The sequence below is a fragment of the Halocynthiibacter styelae genome (assembly GCF_016123485.1).
Classification (GTDB): Bacteria; Pseudomonadota; Alphaproteobacteria; order Rhodobacterales; family Rhodobacteraceae; genus Halocynthiibacter; species Halocynthiibacter styelae.
In genome coordinates, this window is the sequence record NZ_JADCKQ010000011.1 from 84,381 (window position 1) to 98,279 (window position 13,899).

Genomic DNA, 13,899 nt, shown 5'->3' on the forward strand with positions numbered 1-13,899 from the left:
GAATATCGCGATGTCTCAGCCCCACAACGTCACCATTGATCGCGATATGGGCATTGCCCTGCCGGACGGCACGCGCCTGTCTGCCCAGGTCTGGATGCCCGATGGCCCCGGCCCCTTCCCCGCGATCCTGGAATATCTGCCCTACCGCAAATCCGACGGCACCGCCGCACGTGATCATGGTATGCATCTGGCCTTTGCACAGCAGGGCTATGTCAGCATCCGGGTGGATCGGCGCGGCACCGGCGACAGTGAGGGCAGCTTTGACGATGAGTATTCGGAAGAAGAACTGTCAGACGGCGAAGACATTATCGCCTGGATCGCGGACCAGACCTGGTGCAATGGCAATGTCGGCATTCAGGGCATCTCCTGGGGTGGCTTCAACGGGCTGCAACTGGCCGCCCGTCGCCCGCCTGCACTAAAGGCGGTGATCTCCATCGGCACCACCGTCAATCGCTACACCGATGACATCCACTACAAGGGCGGCATTCAGCTGTCTGAAAACATCGGCTGGGTGGCAACGGCGACCTCCTGGAATTCCATGCCGCCCGACCCCGCACTGATTGAAAACTGGCGCGAGATCTGGCTGAAACGTCTGGAAAACGCCCCGAACCTTGGCAAGATCTGGACGGAACATAAGAACCGCGATGATTACTGGAAACATGGTTCCGTCTGCGAAGATTACAGCGTCATCACGACACCAACCCTGATCATGGGCGGTCAGCTGGATGGCTATCGCAACGCCATGTCCGAACTGGTTGAAAACGGGCCCGGTGTGGTCAAAGGCGTGCTTGGCCCCTGGAACCACAAATACCCGCATATTTCGACGATTTCCCCTGCAACAGACTATATTGGCGATGCGCTGAACTGGTGGGATCGCTGGCTGAAAGGCGTGGAAAACAGTGCCGAAAATGATCCGGCCTACCGCGCCTATATCATGGACAGCTGCACGCCCGATCCCGCGCTGAAAGCCCGCCCCGGGCGCTGGGTGTCTGAGGCAGACTGGCCCTCAGACAATGTAACCGTGCAAACCCACAAGCTCTGCGATGCGCCGCAAAAGATCACCACCGATCTGCTTTGCGGTCAGGGCTGCGGCGAATACTTCCCCTTCGGCTTTGGCCCCGGCGAATTGCCGGATGATCAGACCGCCGACAACGCCCGTTCGCTTTGCTTTGATGTGTCCGTCCCTGAAACCACCGACATCCTCGGCGCCTCCACTGTCAACCTGACCATCGCCGCAGATCAACCCCGCGCGCAAGTGGTCGTCCGTCTTTGCGATGAACGCCCCGACGGCACATCCGCCCTGATCACCCTTGGCATGCTCAACCTGCGCCATCACCAGGGATCAGACACAATGCGCGATCTCACCCCCGGTGAGCCTGTAACAGTCTCTATTCCACTGGATCATAGCGCATACCGTCTGCCCGCCGGCCATAAGCTGCGCGTTGCCATTTCCCCCAGCTACTGGCCCTACGCCTGGCCTGAAGCCGCACCTGCGACGCTGACCGTTCACAAAGCCAGCCTTACGCTACCCTGCCGCAAAACCATCGCTGACAGCGATGAATGGCACTATGATACGCCTCGCCCGATGGAAGCCCGCGACATTCAGATGAACGAGATCGGGAAAGAGGAAAAACAGCGGAAAACAGACCCTATTACCGGGGAATCCACGCTTGTCATCCGATCCGGGCGCAATGAGGTGACGGATCAGATCAATGATTTGACCACAGGATCAGAGATGTCAGAGATCTGGACTATTCACCCAGACAATCCCGCCTCTGCCCGCGTCGAAATCATCTGGCAACGCTGGCTGAAACGCGATGGTGTCACCGCCCACAGCCACCTGGTCACCCGACAGACCACTTCTGCGGATCACTTCCACATTGAACAGGACTTCACTGTTTCAGAGAACGGCGAACAGGTGTTTCAACGCATGACCAAAGACGATATCGCACGCTGAAACAGGGTCTGACACAGGGGAATTGGCCGATCAGGCCACCCCAAGGTTCAGAAGCTGCAGCAGGGTCAGCACACCCACTGGCTTGCCGTCTTCCAGCACATAAGCAGCCGAAATCTTGTTCTTCTGCATCCGCGCCAGCGCACCCGCCGCCAGCATATCTTTGCTCAGGCAGATCGGATCAGCTGTCATAATCTCAGACGCTTTGGTTTCCCGCATCGCCGCCTGCATGCTGGTGTCAGAACTTTCCGCCAGATAGCGCCGCAGATCACCATCCGTGACAACCCCGATCAGATCGCCCGCATCATTCGTGATCCCGACGATGCCCAGGTTCTTCCCCCAGATGCCGGACACCACGTCAAACACCACCTGATCCTGCCCAACCAATGGCATATCGTCGCCTTTCGACATGATCTCACCCACATCGGTCAGGGACGCGCCCAGCTTGCCGCCAGGATGGAAATCAAAGAAGGATTTCTCACTGAACCCACGCGCGCGCAGCAATGCCACCGCCAGCGCATCACCAATCGCCAGCTGCAACAGCGTCGATGTCGTCGGCGCAAGATTATGCGGGCAGGCTTCGGGTGATTTCGGCAGGGCAATCGCCACATTCGCAGCCTTCGCCAGCGTGCTTTGCGCATTACCGGAAATAGAAATCAGCGGCACCCGGAAACGGCGGCAGTAGGTGGCCAGATCGCCAAGTTCACGGGTTTCCCCGGACCAGGACAGCATCAGCACCACATCATCCTTTGTAATCATCCCCAGATCGCCATGGCTGGCTTCCGCAGGATGCACAAAAAACGCAGGCGTGCCCGTTGATGCAAAAGTCGCCGCCAGCTTACAGCCGATATGCCCGCTTTTCCCCATTCCGCTGACGATCAACCGGCCCTTCATCGCCAGAATAGTCTCTAACGCAGGCGTAAGCGCCTCTGTCAGGGCCTGATCTGGGGCATCAGGCGCAAGGTGATCTTCCAGAACACGAATGCCGTGGCGAAAAGCTGTCAGCGCCTCGCGGATGTTCTCAATATGCCCGGTGTCACTCATGTCGTCGCCCTCATGCTTTGCCCCTGCTTACCCGCCCGCGCCCGGCTGATCAAGCTGCGCCACCGCCCAGCGCGCCGCATCGGCGACAGTGGCATCGTCATCCTCAACCAGGCCCTGCGCCACCGTCCGCAAATCTGCCCGCCCGGAATTGCCAATCGCATACAGCACATTGCGCACAAAGCGGTTCCGGCCCACGCGTTTGATCGGTGATCCCGAAAAGAACGCCCGGAACCCGGCATCATCCAGCACAGCAAGTTCTGCCAGCTCAGGCCCCAGCAGCTCAGGCCGCGCATGATACCGCATCTCAGACGCATCCTGCGCGAATTTGTTCCAGGGACAGGCCGCCAGACAATCATCACAGCCATAAATCCGGTTGCCCAGCATCGGGCGCAATTCTTCATCCACCGGCCCGTGATGTTCAATCGTCAGGTAAGAAATACAACGCCGCGCATCCAGTTGATAGGGCGCGGGAAAAGCCCCGGTCGGACAGACATCCAGACAAGCCCGGCAAGACCCGCAACTGTCCCGCCCCGCGTCATCCGGTTCAAGCTCAGCAGTTGTGAAAATCGCGCCCAGAAAAAACCAGCTGCCCAGTTCATGCCCAACAAGGTTGGTATGCTTCCCCTGCCAGCCCAGCCCGGCCGCAGCGCCCAGGGGCTTTTCCATCACCGGCGCCGTATCGACAAAAACCTTAATCTGCGTGTCCGGTTCCTGTTCAATCAGCCAGCGCCCGACACGTTTCAGACGTTTCTTCACAATGTCATGGTAATCGCGGTTCTGCGCATATACCGAAATCGCCGCCCGGTCTTTATGCTTCAGAACCTCACGCGGGTCATGTTCAGGCGTGTACACCTCGGCCAGCATCACCACAGATTTTGCCTCAGGCCACAAGGTCTCCGGGCTGCCCCGCCAATGCATCCGCTCGGCCATCCAGGCCATCTGCCCGTGCCGTCCGGCATCAACATATTGCTGCAAGCGTTCCGCAATCTGTGGCACCGCATCCGGACGACAGACCCCCATCTGCGCAAAACCTGCCTCAATGGCATAATCCTGCAATCGCGCCTTCAACCCGTCCATTTTGTCTCTCCAAATATTCCCGGGGGGAATCCTGAAAGGATGGGGGGCAGGCAGCCCCCCTGTAGGGGCTGCGGCTTAAAAATCAAGGTCAGCATAATGCTGCGGGGGCGGGAAACCAGACACCTGATCGACCAGAATAGATCGGAACGCCGGGCGGGATTTAATCTTGGCGTACCAGTCTTTCACAGTGGGTGAACGGTTCCAGTCCACATCAGAAATATAGTCTAACGCAGAGAAATGCGCCGCCGCCGCGAAATCCGCAAGCGTCATAACATCCCCCGCCAGCCAGCGCCGCTGATCCAGTAGCCAGGCCATATAATCAATATGAAACTTGATCGCCTTCGCACCCGCTTTCACATTGGTACTGTCAGGATAACCCGCCTTGGTGATCTTCTTGTTCACCCGCTCATACAGCAGCTTTGATGTCACCTCGTGGTGAAACTTATCGTCAAACCAGGACACAAGCCGGCGCACCTCATAGCGTGCTTCTGGCGCCTGGGGCATCAGGGACGGCGTCGGGAACTGTTCTTCAATATATTCACAGATCGCCGCACTTTCCGCGAGCAGTTTTCCGTCCATCTTCAGAACAGGTACTTTTCCGGCAGGGTTCCGGCGCATGAAATCAGCGTCACGTTCCCAGTAGCGTTCTTCCACCAGCTCAACCTCAAGCCTCTTTTCCGCAAGGCTCAGGCGAATCTTGCGACAGAAGGGGGAAAGGGGGGCGTGATAAAGACGGATCATTTCGGTATTATGCTCTTTGAATGGTGTTCTTTTCTTTCGCCCGAAGTGTGCCTGAAATCAAGGCGCAAAACAATCGGCGCGTCCATCTGCACGGATCAGATCCGCGCCACCTGCAACAGAAGACGCCCGCTGACGCTGCCAGTTGCCCGGCTGACTGGCCGACCGCCCCTTGGGATCTGGCAGAACTGTGGTTAGCCGCGCGGCCTGACGGGCGGACAGATCTCTGGCATTCACACCAAAATAATGCACGGCTGCGGCTTCTACACCAAAGACGCCTTCGTCGAACTCTGCCACATTCAGGTACACTTCCAGAATACGTTCTTTTGACCAGATAAGTTCAACCATCGGCGTCAGCATGGCCTCAAGCCCTTTGCGCAGCCAGCTGCGCCCTTGCCAGAGATAGACATTCTTCACAACCTGCTGGCTGATCGTAGATCCACCCCGGCGCGCGCCACCAGACAAAGCATCACGAATCGCATCCGTGTCGAAGCCCCAGTGATTGCAGAAGTTCGCATCTTCCGCCGCCACAGCGGACCGGGCCATGACCGGGGCAATCTCATCCATACGCACCCATGCGTGATCCAGCTGCCCCAGGCGATGGGTTTCCGAAATCATGTAAGGGGTCATGCGGGGATTGATGACAAGATAGAACAAAGCCGCCAGCACATTGATCGCCAGAAGCGCGCCAAAGATCCGCACCGGCCAGCGCAACCAGCGCCAGATTTTTGACCAGCGGGAAGGCTGCGTCTTTTTGGTGGATTTGCGCGGCTTGCGCGTCGATTTGGACGAAGAAGGTTTCTTCGCCGTCGCCCGCTTTGCGCTGCTCTCCCCGGATTTACCAGTGGGTTTTTTTGTCGTTTTCTCTGTCACCTCTAAGCAATCCCATATGCAGGCGGGCAAGGTCAACCGGAAGCCTGTGACATAGCAAATCATCGCCAGGGTGCAGCCCGGAAACTTTCAAAGTTTCCGTCCCCTTTTCTTTGAAAGAAAAGGGCCGGCGCATCGCTGCAACCGGCCCTTTGTTTTACTCTGCTGCAACCGCTTCCAACGGGGCCGGCAGATGGATCAGCATTTCTTTCGGACAGATCTGCAGGAAGTTCCCACGCTCGGATTCCCAGTGTTGCAGGATCTCCCCTGCTTTCTGACTTCCGGTCTCATCGTAATGGTTCTCAATCAGCCCTTTCAGCTGATCTTCCCAGTGCGCGTGACCAATCGGATTCACCACCAGAGTTTCCATATTCATCATCTTCGCAGATGTGCCCTCAGGGTCATAAATATAGGCCATCCCCCCGGTCATACCGGCACCGAAGTTTGCGCCAATGGACCCCAGGATCACCGCAACCCCACCGGTCATATATTCACAACCGTTGGAACCACAGCCCTCGACCACCACGCTCGCACCGGAATTGCGTACAGCAAACCGTTCACCGGCACGACCTGCCGCCAGCAGTGTCCCGGCGGTTGCGCCATACAGCACAGTGTTGCCGATGATCGTGTTTTCAGACGCCTTCAGCGGTGAATTCATCGGCGGACGCACCACAACCATGCCACCGGACAGACCTTTGCCGACATAGTCATTCGCATCACCCGACACTTCGATCTTCAGGCCCGGGGCCGCGAAAGCGCCCAGCGCCTGACCGGCAGAACCAGTCAGTTTTACGGTCAGGTGATCCTGTTGCAGGGAATTGCGCATCCCAAAGTTCTGCACAATATGGCTGGATGTCCGTGTGCCCACAGTCCGATGCGTGTTCTGCACCGCGTAATGCAGCTGCATCTTTTCGCCATCGTTCAGGAAACGCGCCGCATCGCGGACAATCTCCGCATCCAGCGTATCCGGCACCACATTGCGTTCCTTATCGCGGTTATAGACGATATCGCCCGCGCCATTCACCGTGATCAGAAGCGGGTTCAGGTCCAGATCGTCCAGATGGGCCGAACCACGGGACACCTGCGTCAGCAGATCCGCGCGACCAATCACCTCATCCAGGGACCGGGCACCAAGAGACGCCAGGATCTCACGTACTTCCTGCGCGTAGAAGGTGATCAGGTTCACGACTTTATCGGCATTGCCGGTAAATTTCGCCCGCAGATCATCGCGCTGGGTACAGACGCCGACTGGGCAAGTGTTGGACTGGCACTGACGCACCATGATACAGCCCATAGCGATCAGCGCGGCGGTGCCGATGCCGTATTCTTCCGCCCCCATCATCGCAGCCATCACAATGTCACGGCCCGTGCGCAGACCACCATCGGTGCGCAATGTCACACGATCCCGCAGGTTGTTCATCGCCAGAACCTGATGCGCTTCTGTCAGGCCCATTTCCCACGGCAGACCCGCATATTTGATCGAGGTCGCAGGCGACGCACCGGTGCCGCCATTGTGGCCGGACACCAGGATAATATCCGCCTTCGCCTTGGCCACACCAGCGGCAATCGTGCCAACACCACTTGAGGCCACCAGTTTCACAGTCACCTTACAGCGCGGGTTGATCTGCTTCAGATCGTAAATCAGCTGCGCCAGGTCTTCGATAGAATAGATATCGTGGTGCGGTGGCGGTGAAATCAGGGTCACGCCTTTGGTGGAATGACGCAGACGCGCGATCAGATCGGTCACTTTCATGCCCGGCAGCTGCCCGCCTTCGCCCGGTTTCGCACCCTGGGCCACTTTGATTTCCAGCTCTTCACACTGGTTCAGATATTCCGCAGTCACACCAAAACGACCGGAGGCCACCTGTTTGATCTTCGCAGATGGGTTGTCACCATTGGCTTCCGGCACGAAATGCGCCGGATCTTCGCCGCCCTCACCACTGTCAGATTTCGCGCCAATCCGGTTCATCGCCACGTTCAAAGTTTTATGCGCCTCAGGTGACAGCGCACCAAGGGACATGCCCGGGGTGACAAAGCGTTGGCGAATAGAGGTAATGCTTTCCACCTCTTCAATCGGCACAGGCGCGCCCATCGGCTTCACATCCAGCAGATCACGCAAATGGATCGGAGGCAGGCTGCGCATTTTTTCACTGTATTTCTTCCACAGCTCAAAGCTTGCGGTGTTACAGGCGCTTTGCAGCAGATGCATGCTTTGCGCTTCCCAGGCGTGGGTTTCACCGGATTTACGCGACTTATAGAAGCCGCCCACAGGCAGAACATTCGCGCCCATAAAGGCCTTTGCGTGCACTTGTTCCAGCTTACGCTGAATACCGGTGATCCCGATCCCGGAAATCCGGCTGGTCATGCCAGGGAAATATTCCGCAACCATCGCGCGCGACAGGCCAACAGCTTCAAAGTTCAGACCACCGCGATAGCTCGAGATCACAGAAATCCCCATCTTCGCCATGATCTTAAGCAGGCCCTGATCAATCGCATTGCGATAATGCGCCACCGCTTCGGTCAGGGAACAGTCAAGCAAACCACGGTCCACACGGTCTGCCAGGGAATCCTCTGCCAGATAGGCGTTCACGATCGTTGCACCACAGCCGATCAGCACCGCAAAGTAATGCGGGTCCAGACATTCGGCAGACCGCACGTTCAGCGATGTGAAAGTGCGCAGGCCTTTGCGGGTCAGCCAGGAATGCACAGCAGAGGTCGCCAGAATCATCGGCATACCGATGCGATCATCCCCCAGCGCCATATCAGACAGAACAATGTGGCCCGCACCGGAACGCACAGCTTCTTCCGCCTCTTTCCGGATCCGGGCAAGCGCATCCGCAAGCGTGCCATCTTTTGGGAAGGTGCAGTCAATATCAGCCATCGGCGCGTTGAATTCACCCATCAGCTTTTCAAACTGCGCATTGCCGACAAACGGGCTTTCCAGAACCAGAATTTCGGTCTGGCTGCTGTCTTCGTCCAGCACGTTCTTCAGGTTGCCGAACCGCGTCTTCAACGACATCACCCGGAATTCACGCAGTGAATCAATCGGCGGGTTCGTGACCTGGGAAAACGCCTGACGGAAGAAATGGCTTAGCGGGCGGTACTGGTTCGACAGAACCGCAGACGGCGTGTCATCCCCCATAGATGCCAGCGCTTCTTTCCCGTCTTCCGCCATTGGGGCCAGGATATGTTCCAGCTCTTCCATGGTGAAACCCGCAGCGATCTGACGCGTGCGCAGCTCTTCACCACTGAACACAGCTTTTTCTTCAATCGCGGCCAGAACGTCTTCGGTTTCAACGATCTTACCAACCCATTCACCAAACGGGCGGGACGCGGCCAGCGTATCTTTGATTTCTGTATCGCCGTAGAATTTGCCTTCCTGCATATCGACAGCAATCATCTGGCCTGGGCCAAGCGCGCCTTTCTGAACGACGGTTTCCTCGTCAATCGGCACCATGCCCGCCTCAGACCCTGCGATCAGCAGGCCATCACCGGTGATGACATAACGCATCGGGCGCAGACCAGACCGGTCCACCCCGGCAGACACCCAGCGCCCATCGGTCATCGCCAGTGCGGCGGGGCCGTCCCATGGTTCCATCACGGAATTGCAGTAGGAATACATATCAACCCAGGCTTTCGGCAGGCCCGTGGTGCTTTTTGACCAGGCTTCCGGCACCAGCATGGTTTTCGCCATCGGCGCAGAACGTCCCGCACGCACCAGAAGTTCAAACACACCATCCAGCGCAGCCGAATCCGACGCACCGCTGGAAACGATAGGCTTAATATCCCCCGCACGATCCCCAAAGAAGGCAGACGCCATGCGGATTTCATGGGATTTCAGCCAGTTGAGGTTGCCCTTCAGCGTGTTGATTTCCCCGTTATGCGCCAGCATACGGAACGGCTGTGCCAGCCACCACTGTGGGAAAGTGTTGGTGGAATAACGCTGGTGATAAATCGCAAATGACGACTTAAAGCGTTCATCCATCAGATCCGGGTAAAACACCGCAACCTGTTCCGCCAGCATCATGCCTTTGTAAATGATCGAACGGCAGGACAAAGACGCAAGATACAGCTCCGGCACGCCAGCACGCTGCGCGGCTTTCTCAATCCGGCGACGAATGATGTACAGTTCACGTTCAAATGTTTCCTCATCCACACCTTTGGAATTGGAAATCAGGATCTGTTCGATCTCAGGGCGGGTTGCATTCGCTTTCTCACCCAGACAGGTCACATCCACCGGCACATGGCGCCAGCCATAGATGTAATAGCCCATCTCAAGCACTTCGGTTTCGACAATCGTCCGGCAGGTTTCCTGCGCCCCGAAATCCGTACGCGGCAGGAAAACCTGACCAACCGCCACCAGTTCATCCATACGTGGTTCATGACCGGTGCGGCGGATCTGGTCGTAAAAGAACATCACAGGGATCTGCACATGGATACCCGCGCCATCGCCGGTCTTGCCATCCGCGTCCACTGCACCCCGGTGCCAGATCGCCTTCAGGGCATCAATGCCCGCATCCACAACCTGACGGCTTGGTTTTCCGTCGATGGAAACAACAAGCCCCACCCCGCAGGAAGAATGCTCTTCTTCCTCACGGTAAAGACTGTTTTCAGCCATCCACTGACGCTTCGCCTCTTCCGCGCGCACCCAGTTCTCGTCATATGTTGTCTTGGTCTTCGTCATTTTGGATGTCCTTCTCAGGGTGCCCGGTTGGGGCATAGTGGGTGGTATTCTTGTGGTGCTATTGCCCATCCGGGGCAAGCAGTTGAGTGAAGCGAAAGCTCATGCGAGCATCGACCGTGCGTTTGAAGCCGGATTTTTCTGTGATCGTCACCGGTTGTTCAAGAAGGGCAAAGTTCAGCCAGGCACGCCCTGAAAACGGTTCTTCTGCCCCCCTCCAGTTGCGGTGAAATTCGCTTTTCAGACCGGAGAACAGAAGTGTCTCAGCAGGAAGTATGCCCGCCCCCTGTCCGGTGTAATCTTCTGTATCAAAGGAAATTGTCCAGGTTCCGCTGACCGGCGTGACCGCCAGAAAAGAAAAACAACCTTCCATCTCAAACGAGAAATCGATTGCCGGCAAGGCAACATCCCGCAACACACGCGCTTCGCGATCCGGCGCATCGTCCGGAACATAGAAATCCCCGCTTGATCTCAACAGATCATTTCTTTCGACCTGGCGATGACGACCTGGTTGCAAATAACTATAGTCGATAAGCACGGTTTCGGTTTCATACAGCAACCGCCCTTCCCAGTATGGCTGGATTGCCGCCACCGGATACTCTTCTAACTCGCCCGTCAAACGGCCCGGAACAGCGAATATGTCCTCACATTCAAATCCGGGATCTTCCAACCGCTCAAACCGGGCGGTATCCTGATCAACCGCGCCAAAGTCGAACGCACCAGCCGCAACGGGCACAGCCAGGCAGAACGCGGAAAATATCATCCGTGTCATCATTTTGTGCCGCTGCATCATCCGGCCCTCATCACATCAGCCAGTGATGACATCATCGCGCCGCAGCCAAATTGCGGGGTGTCGCTGAGGAAACCATCTTCGCCAGAACGGGAAAACGTCAGGGGTGAGGAATTATAAGCTTCCCAGGCCCCGCCATTGTTACGAAAGTGCCCTTCCCCGCCGATGAACAGGTTAAACTCTTCCAGAACATATTCCTGCCCACGGCCCTCAAACACGTTGGATCCGGTGGTTTCGCTGATCTGATAATTCGTCTCAAGCAGGCGCTGGCCGTCGATCTCTACCACTTCGCCGGTCAGTACATCCTGCCCAACCACATGTCGTCGCGCAGGCATAGCCCCGGGATAGCCGACCACTTCAAAGAAATCGAAGCTGTCTTCGCCTGTGTCGCGCAGACGGCTCATGGACTGCAGATCTTTCTCCGGCTTGCTCATGGTGTTTTCAAAACCATCGATCAGATTTCGGGAATACATCCAGCGATATTCACTATCCATCTGCGATATATAAACCGGCCCGTCTTCCCCCATGGAATAGCGCCATTTCACACCCTCTGACTCGCCCTCACAGGACCAGTAGTGTTCCACCTGGCAATCCGTAGACTGCACCGTCAGAAAGGCTACACATCCCGCGGGCGGCGTAACGGTACCCGCGAAAGACGCCATCGGCGCAACGATCATCGCGGCAAAAGCACATGCAAATTTCATGAAATATCTCCCTGGTCGCTACCTAAAACTGAAAATTTCTCAACACATTCCTGGCGCGTCATCACTGTGCGCCCCTCACCCACGTAGGCAAAACTCGCAGGCTTATGATCAATGTAAATCTCACTGGTCATGGTGAAATCATCGGCCTTATCAAACAGTCCCAGCGGGATTTCATAGTTCCCCGCCCATTTGCTGTCCATGGTCACACGAAACCACAGACCTGTGCCGCAGTTCTGACACCAGGCCCGTTCCGCCCAGTCGGAACTCTGACGCACAGCAATATTCTCGCGCCCGTCCCAGGTGACATTACCTTCTGGCACAGACACCCCAAGCAGGGCAGAGCCCGTCCAGCGGCGGCACATTTCACAATGGCAGGTGCCATACTCCGTAGGCACATCACGGGCGGTAAAGCGCACATCGCCGCACATGCACTGGCCAGTATGGTCTGTCATCGCTTTACCCTCCGTTTACTTTTGTCAAATTACAGTCAGCCAGGCTGACCTTACCAAAATATTAAAACCCCCGATGCCCTTCCGGGCAGCCTTAAAGATTTTAAAGTCCGGCTTTCTGAGACCTTAAAAACTTTAAAGTCTCAGAAGATTTCACTCATTCAGCCGCGATGTTCGCCGCTGCGTTCAGGTTCTCCAGAATGTTCTGCGCGGCGTCACGCCCGTCCTTGATCGCCCAGACAACAAGGCTTGCGCCCCGGGCAATATCGCCCACGGCCCAAACACCCGGCAGGCGGGTCTGATGGGTTGCGCCATCGGTCAGAACCGTGCCCCAGCGGGTCACTTCCAGTTCCGGTGTATTCCAAAGCGTCGGCAGATCTTCCGGTTCAAACCCCAGGGCTTTGATCACCAGATCGGCACCTTCCACGTAGTCCGCACCTTCGATCACTTCAGGGCTTTGACGGCCAGACGCATCCGGTGCGCCAAGGCGCATCTTCTGCACCATCACACCTGCGACAGGGTCACCGGTGAAGCCTTTTGGCGCGGCAAGCCAGACGAATTCCACGCCCTCTTCTTCCGCGTTCTGCGTTTCCCGCACAGACCCCGGCATGTTCGCGCGGTCCCGACGGTACAGGCATTTCACACTGGTCGCGCCCTGACGGATCGCGGTGCGCACGCAGTCCATTGCAGTGTCACCACCACCGATGACAACCACGCGCTTGCCCTCGGCGTTCAGTTCACCACTATCATAGGCTGCGACCGTGTCACCAAAGCTCTGGCGATTGCTGGCAGACAGGTAATCCAGCGCCTTCACAAGCCCTTTCGCACCGGCACCGGGACCACCCAGATCACGGGATTTATAAACACCGGTCGCAAGCACCACTGCATTGTATTTGTTACGAATTTCTTCAAATCCGATGTCTTCACCAACGTTGCAATCCATCACGAATTGCACGCCGCCCTCCTTCAACTGATCGATCCGGCGCATCACCACATCTTTTTCCAGCTTAAAGCCCGGGATACCATAGGTCAGCAGCCCGCCGCCACGATCATAGCGATCATAAACCGTCACCTGCACACCGGCTTTGCGCAACATATCTGCCGCTGCCAGACCACCAGGGCCGGCACCGATCACAGCAACGGATTCCTCACGTTCGCGACGTGGTTTGTTTGGGGTGACCCAGCCCTCTTTCCAGGCGGTATCGGTGATGTATTTCTCAACTGCACCGATGGTCACAGTGTCATGGCCGGATTGTTCAATCACACAGCTGCCTTCACACAGGCGATCCTGGGGGCAGATACGGCCACAGATTTCCGGGAAAGTGTTGGTGGCCTGAGACATCTCATAGGCTTCACGCAGACGGCCGGTCGCGGTCAGACGCAGCCAGTCTGGGATGTTATTCTGCAGCGGGCAGTGATCCTGACAATAGGGCACGCCACACTGGCTGCAACGGCTTGCCTGCTCTTCAGCCTTCTCCCGCGCGAACTCCGCGTAAATCTCATTGAAGTCCTCATTACGTACACCTGCATCACGTTTTTCAGGCATGTCACGGGATACAGTGACAAATTTAAGCATCGGGTTCTCGGCCATG

General features: G+C 57.0%; 10 protein-coding genes. 1 reads left to right on the plus strand and 9 read right to left on the minus strand.

Features of this window, described 5'->3' with window-relative positions:
- Positions 1-10 precede the first annotated feature (10 nt).
- Complete coding sequence (locus H1D41_RS14160; protein ID WP_228849527.1) at positions 11-1,957, plus strand: CocE/NonD family hydrolase; 1,947 nt, start codon at positions 11-13, stop codon at positions 1,955-1,957.
- A gap of 30 nt (positions 1,958-1,987) precedes the next feature.
- Here the strand turns inward: H1D41_RS14160 and H1D41_RS14165 are convergent, their stop codons facing one another.
- The 9 genes from H1D41_RS14165 to H1D41_RS14205 all read right to left on the minus strand — a co-directional run bounded on the left by H1D41_RS14165 (position 1,988) and on the right by H1D41_RS14205 (position 13,898).
- Entirely contained in the window at positions 1,988-2,998 is a 1,011-nt protein-coding gene (locus H1D41_RS14165) for a KpsF/GutQ family sugar-phosphate isomerase (RefSeq protein WP_228849528.1), read from the minus strand.
- A 27-nt stretch (positions 2,999-3,025) separates the two neighbouring features.
- Entirely contained in the window at positions 3,026-4,075 is a 1,050-nt protein-coding gene (gene queG / locus H1D41_RS14170; protein WP_228849529.1) for a tRNA epoxyqueuosine(34) reductase QueG, read from the minus strand.
- Between the two features lie 75 nt (positions 4,076-4,150).
- Complete coding sequence (fzlA, locus tag H1D41_RS14175) at positions 4,151-4,816, minus strand: FtsZ-binding protein FzlA (protein WP_107498346.1); 666 nt, start codon at positions 4,814-4,816, stop codon at positions 4,151-4,153.
- Between the two features lie 57 nt (positions 4,817-4,873).
- Entirely contained in the window at positions 4,874-5,539 is a 666-nt protein-coding gene (mtgA, locus tag H1D41_RS14180) for a monofunctional biosynthetic peptidoglycan transglycosylase (protein ID WP_394355414.1), read from the minus strand.
- A gap of 301 nt (positions 5,540-5,840) precedes the next feature.
- Positions 5,841-10,367: a glutamate synthase large subunit gene (gltB, locus tag H1D41_RS14185; RefSeq protein ID WP_228849530.1), complete on the minus strand. Its 4,527-nt coding sequence runs from the start codon at positions 10,365-10,367 to the stop codon at positions 5,841-5,843.
- Positions 10,368-10,425: 58 nt separating this feature from the next.
- Positions 10,426-11,127, minus strand: a complete 702-nt coding sequence (locus H1D41_RS14190; protein ID WP_228849531.1) for a hypothetical protein — start codon at positions 11,125-11,127, stop codon at positions 10,426-10,428.
- 26 nt (positions 11,128-11,153) lie between these two features.
- Positions 11,154-11,858 (minus strand): hypothetical protein, encoded by a 705-nt coding sequence (locus H1D41_RS14195; protein ID WP_228849532.1) that lies wholly within the window; start codon positions 11,856-11,858, stop codon positions 11,154-11,156.
- A complete protein-coding gene (locus H1D41_RS14200; protein ID WP_228849533.1) occupies positions 11,855-12,310 on the minus strand; it encodes a GFA family protein in 456 nt (151 codons plus the stop codon). The genes H1D41_RS14195 and H1D41_RS14200 overlap by 4 nt, the downstream gene beginning before the upstream one ends.
- Before the next feature lie 154 nt (positions 12,311-12,464).
- Positions 12,465-13,898 (minus strand): NAD(P)-dependent oxidoreductase, encoded by a 1,434-nt coding sequence (locus H1D41_RS14205; RefSeq protein WP_228849534.1) that lies wholly within the window; start codon positions 13,896-13,898, stop codon positions 12,465-12,467.
- Between the last annotated feature and the right edge of the window lies 1 nt (position 13,899).

Coding starts and splice junctions, on each gene's coding strand:
- H1D41_RS14160 (WP_228849527.1), top strand. CDS start 11: ATGTCTCAGCCCCACAACGTCACCATTGATCGCGATATGGGCATTGCC.
- H1D41_RS14165 (WP_228849528.1), bottom strand. CDS start 2,998: ATGAGTGACACCGGGCATATTGAGAACATCCGCGAGGCGCTGACAGCT.
- queG (WP_228849529.1), bottom strand. CDS start 4,075: ATGGACGGGTTGAAGGCGCGATTGCAGGATTATGCCATTGAGGCAGGT.
- fzlA (WP_107498346.1), bottom strand. CDS start 4,816: ATGATCCGTCTTTATCACGCCCCCCTTTCCCCCTTCTGTCGCAAGATT.
- gltB (WP_228849530.1), bottom strand. CDS start 10,367: ATGACGAAGACCAAGACAACATATGACGAGAACTGGGTGCGCGCGGAA.
- H1D41_RS14190 (WP_228849531.1), bottom strand. CDS start 11,127: ATGATATTTTCCGCGTTCTGCCTGGCTGTGCCCGTTGCGGCTGGTGCG.
- H1D41_RS14195 (WP_228849532.1), bottom strand. CDS start 11,858: ATGAAATTTGCATGTGCTTTTGCCGCGATGATCGTTGCGCCGATGGCG.
- H1D41_RS14200 (WP_228849533.1), bottom strand. CDS start 12,310: ATGACAGACCATACTGGCCAGTGCATGTGCGGCGATGTGCGCTTTACC.
- H1D41_RS14205 (WP_228849534.1), bottom strand. CDS start 13,898: ATGGCCGAGAACCCGATGCTTAAATTTGTCACTGTATCCCGTGACATG.